This window comes from Flavobacterium cyanobacteriorum, from assembly GCF_002251835.1.
GTDB classification, from domain to species: Bacteria; Bacteroidota; Bacteroidia; order Flavobacteriales; family Flavobacteriaceae; genus Flavobacterium; species Flavobacterium cyanobacteriorum.
Genome location: NZ_NOXV01000138.1, coordinates 1 through 4,795, shown reverse-complemented (window position 1 = coordinate 4,795; position 4,795 = coordinate 1). Strand labels below are relative to the sequence as shown.

Annotated in this window: 5 protein-coding genes; 1 reads left to right on the top strand and 4 read right to left on the bottom strand. The window is 44.6% G+C overall.

The features are described from left to right. Positions 1-153 precede the first annotated feature (153 nt). The 4 genes from CHU92_RS01975 to CHU92_RS01960 form a co-directional block, all read right to left on the bottom strand. A complete protein-coding gene (locus tag CHU92_RS01975; protein ID WP_094412074.1) occupies positions 154-561 on the bottom strand; it encodes a hypothetical protein in 408 nt (135 codons plus the stop codon). A 4-nt stretch (positions 562-565) separates the two neighbouring features. Then, positions 566-1,285: a phytanoyl-CoA dioxygenase family protein gene (locus tag CHU92_RS01970; RefSeq protein ID WP_094412072.1), complete on the bottom strand. Its 720-nt coding sequence runs from the start codon at positions 1,283-1,285 to the stop codon at positions 566-568. Positions 1,286-1,287: 2 nt separating this feature from the next. Beyond that, a complete protein-coding gene (gene pheS / locus CHU92_RS01965) occupies positions 1,288-2,307 on the bottom strand; it encodes a phenylalanine--tRNA ligase subunit alpha (protein ID WP_094412070.1) in 1,020 nt (339 codons plus the stop codon). Between the two features lie 79 nt (positions 2,308-2,386). After that, positions 2,387-2,743 (bottom strand): hypothetical protein, encoded by a 357-nt coding sequence (locus CHU92_RS01960; protein WP_094412068.1) that lies wholly within the window; start codon positions 2,741-2,743, stop codon positions 2,387-2,389. Between the two features lie 218 nt (positions 2,744-2,961). Here CHU92_RS01960 and uvrC point away from each other — a divergent pair, with 218 nt between their 5' ends. Further along, positions 2,962-4,749, top strand: coding sequence for an excinuclease ABC subunit UvrC (gene uvrC, locus CHU92_RS01955; protein WP_094412066.1), 1,788 nt, complete (start codon positions 2,962-2,964; stop codon positions 4,747-4,749). The last annotated feature ends 46 nt before the right edge of the window (positions 4,750-4,795 follow it).

Below are 4,795 nucleotides of genomic sequence, written 5' to 3'. Positions count from 1 at the left end.
GCAATGCAGCGCAGCGGAATGAGGACTTGCAGCGGAAAGCCCGGCCCTCAGGGACACGCCCAAAAAGTGATAGATTGTTTGAAAGACTTCCCTCTGGGCAAGTTGAGCCTTGTGTGGGTGAACCGCCGTACAGCGACGTGGTGCAGGCGGGATTTAGCGAACCAGCACGCCCTCTTTGTAGATTACAGGGATTTCCTGCAGGTTATTTTTGGAGATGCTGCCTGCCCTGAAAATATATTCCTTATCATACAGCGTATTGCCTTTAAAGAACGTTACCATAAAGCTGTTGTTTAGCGCCAGTACACTCTCCTCCATCATCTCGATCTTTACAGCAGTATCGGGCAGCACTTCAGTAAAAGCATGCCTCATAGTAGAGGTTTTTCGCTCCTCACCGTCTATTTCACCCACAGCGTTTGATACTATTATAACGGCCTCAAGCTTTTCATCGCTGTCGTTCACCAGGTAGGCATACCAGGTGTTTTCCATAAAGTCGTCATTCCATTCCTGCAATGCGGCTACATATACATTTTCAACCTTAGGTATTATTATATCTTTTTTCATATTATTAATAAAACATTTGTTCTGCCCATTGCAATGGTTCCGGCAGGCTTACCGAAGAAAACTCTATATGTATCACCCTTCTTCTCTCTTTATTTTGAGTACGTCCCGAGCTGTGCATTAACAAGGGCTTCATAATCATTATCCCGCCTTTTTTAACGTTGCAAAACTCGCCGGGTTCTTTAATCCTGTTTATATTTTCAGGCCGGTATATCTTGTTCAGGTGGGAGCCGGGAAATACCTTTAAAGCTCCATTCGCTTCGTTAGTATTATCCAGGTGGAGCCTGATAGTAATTATATTTTCCAATATTTCAACAGGAGGCTGAACAGCAAATTGTCCCTGCTTCTTTGTCCAGGGCCCATAGCCATTGGTTTCTATACGCTCTTTTACTGAAATTGTAAGGTCCTGATGGCAGGCAACATACCAGTTAGAAGCCGGTGGCTTATCAAAATATATACTTTTAACAACAAAATAATTTTCGCCGAAAAGGCTTCTGATAATATTTTTAAGTTTGATGTTGAAAATGATATCCTGAAGCTCTGGAAATTCTTTAAGGAACTGCCTCACTGCAAAAAGGTCGCCTGTCTTGCGAAATGTAGTGCCGGAGGTATCTGCTGCCTCAATAGCTGCAATAACAGCAGCTATTTCTTCTGCTGAATATACATCATCAACTACCGTAAACCCTTTTTCTGCAACATCAGCCTTATGGACAGAGGCAACTTCCATTACTATATACTGGATTTAAACTGCTCCAGGAAGCGCACATCATTTTCATACAGCATGCGTATATCACTTATCTGGTACATAAGCAGTGCTATCCGCTCAATACCCATCCCGAAAGCAAAGCCATTATACTTAGCAGGGTCTATGTTACAGTTCTTAAGAACGTTGGGGTCAATCATCCCGCAACCCATAATTTCCAGCCAGCCGGTACCTTTGGTAATCCTGTAGTCAACTTCGGTCTTCAGGCCCCAGTACACATCAACTTCAGCGCTTGGTTCCGTAAAAGGGAAATACGAAGGGCGCAGGCGGATCCTGCTCTTGCCGAACATTTCTTTGGTAAAATATTGCAGCGTCTGCTTCAGGTCGGCAAAAGAAACGTCTTTATCAATATATAGGCCCTCAATCTGGTGGAATGTACACAATGAACGCGATGAAACAGCTTCGTTCCGGTACACCCTTCCGGGTGAAATAGTGCGTATGGGGGGTTTGTTTTCTTCCATGTAGCGCACCTGTACTGATGAGGTATGGGTACGCAGCAGTATGTCGGGGTTTGTTTGTATAAAAAATGTGTCCTGCATGTCCCTGGCCGGGTGGTATTCCGGAAGGTTAAGCGCGGTAAAGTTGTGCCAGTCGTCCTCAATCTCCGGGCCATCGGAAACATTAAACCCTATAGTGGAAAAAATATCGATGATCTGGTTCTTAACGATAGATATAGGATGGCGCGACCCTACCTGGAACGGTTCGCCGGGACGTGTAAGGTCACCATATATGCCTTTGGCCTCTTCCCTGCTTTCAAATGACTCCTGGAGTTCGGCTACCTTGCCCTCTGCAGCCTTTTTCAACGCATTGATTACCTGCCCGAACTCTTTCTTCTGTTCGTTAGGCACGTTTTTAAATTCCGCGAAAAAATCGTTCAGGATGCCTTTTTTGCCCAGGAACTTTATCCTGAAAGCTTCGAGTTCTTCTTTGTTTTGTGTCGAGAAAGCTTCTGCCTCGGCAATATAATCTTTTATCTTGTCTATCATCGTCCGGTAAATAAGTGTGCAAATTTAGGGATTTCAGCCTAATTGTTTTGTAAAATTATACCGCAGTTTTTATTATTCATCAGGATATAAGCCCTTTCTCCAGGAAATAGTCCACTATGGCACCCTTCATCAGTATGGCCTGTTCGCCGGCTTTTAATGGGGGCAGCTGCTCCTTTATATTATAGTGCGGCCACCCGTCTTCATCAAAATGGCTGAACTCATAGTAACCATAAGACTCCAGCAGCCGGCAGATGGCTATATGCATAAGGTTTATTTTTTCGTCTTTCTTAAATTTTCGGCTAAACTGCCCCAGCTCCTGTACACCAATAAGGTATATAATGGCATCGAGATCCAGGGTTTCACCATCGGCAAAACGGTTGGATAATAAGGTTACGAGTTGTTCCCAGCGCTCTTTAAGTTGTTCGTCTCTTGACATAGTCGTATAATGAGGGGCAAAGATACGACTACAAATGTAATGCGCCGGGCCAACAGGCTATTTTACACGCAGGAATATTTAAGGTTGTTCATAAAGCGCTTGACGAAATACATGGAATACGTAATTCCCGGGGCAGGGGCCGTATTTTTTTGTATGCAAGAGCATTTAGTTTAGGCTGCGGCATTTGATTATTAAGCCCTAAAGCCTAAATTTGTAGTATGCAAACCCCGTTGGAACTCCAGATACAAACCCTGCCCGACAGCCCCGGCGTTTACCAGTATTTTGACAAGGATGATAAGCTCCTGTATGTTGGTAAAGCCAAAAACCTGAAGAAAAGGGTGATGTCTTATTTCAATAAAATACACGACTCCGGCCGTATCCGGGTAATGGTGCGCAAGATTGTTACCATAAAGCATATTGTTGTACCTACGGAGAGCGAGGCGCTGCTGCTGGAGAATAACCTTATAAAAAAGCTGCAGCCGCGCTATAATGTAATGCTTAAGGATGATAAGTCCTACCCGTGGATATGTATTAAGAAAGAGCCTTTTCCGCGAATTTTCCACACGAGGAAAGTAATTAAGGACGGTTCAGAATATTTCGGGCCTTACACCAGCTTTAAGACCGTATATACACTGATGGACCTCATAAAAGAACTATATGCCCTGCGTACCTGCAATTACGACCTGAGCGAGGCTAACATAGCTTCAGGTAAATACAAAGTGTGCCTGGAGTACCACATAGGCAACTGCAAAGGCCCCTGTGAAGGGCATGAGTCGTTCCGCACCTACCAGGACCATGTGGATGCCATACGCGAAATACTGAAAGGGAATTTTAAGGAAAGCCTCAGGGACTTCAGGAAACAAATGCAGGAACTGGCGGCAGAGATGCGGTTTGAAGAAGCCCAGCAGATAAAGAACAAGATAGACATACTGGAGGGCTACAGGTCCAGGTCAACCGTATTTAATCCTAAAATCGCCAGCCTTGATGCCTTCAGTATCATATCAGATGAGGCTACAGCCTATATCAACTTCATACAGGTATCACACGGGGCAATTATCCGTTCGCACACCATGGAAATCAGGAAAAAACTTGATGAGCCGGACGAGGAACTGCTGGAAATAGCTATAGTGGAAATGCGGAAGCGGTTCAATCTCCGCTCTAAGGAAATACTGGTGCCTTTCCCTGTTGAGCTGGGAGAGGATATTAAGGTAAGCGTACCGAAACTGGGCGATAAGAAACTGATACTTGACCTTAGTGAGCGGAATGCGCGTTCCTACAGGATGGATCAGCTGAAACAGGAAAAAATTGTGGACCCCGACAGGCATACCACCCGTATAATGGCCCAGATGAAAAAAGATTTGAGGCTGCCGGAAGAGCCAAGGCATATTGAATGTTTTGATAACTCAAACATACAGGGTACTAACCCGGTATCAGCCTGCGTGGTATTTAAAGACGGAAAGCCCAGCAAAAAAGATTACAGGCACTTTAATATAAAAACGGTAGAAGGGCCTAATGATTTTGCTTCCATGGAAGAAGTAGTACACCGCCGGTACAGGCGCCTGCTGGAAGAAAACCAGCCGTTGCCGCAGCTGATAATTATTGACGGGGGCAAAGGGCAGCTCTCATCAGCGCTTAAAAGCCTTGAAGAACTTGGGCTGCGCGGAAAAATAAGTATAATAGGCATAGCAAAACGGCTGGAGGAAATATATTACCCCGGCGACCCGGTACCCATGTACCTGGATAAAAAATCAGAAACATTAAAAATAATCCAGCACCTGCGTAATGAAGCGCACCGTTTCGGCATAACCTTCCACAGGAATAAGCGCAGCAGCAGTGCCCTGCAAACCTCTGTAGAAGCCATTCCGGGCATTGGCGAAAAAACCATGATAACCCTGCTGAAGCACTTTAAATCAGTAAAAAGGCTTAAAGAAGCACCTGAAAATGAAATTTCTAAGGTGGTAGGGCCGTCAAAAGCCAAAAAAATTACCGAATTTTATAAAAAATAAGACACTATCCCAAAAAGTGTGTAAGTTTAAAAATAACGGGGTTTGA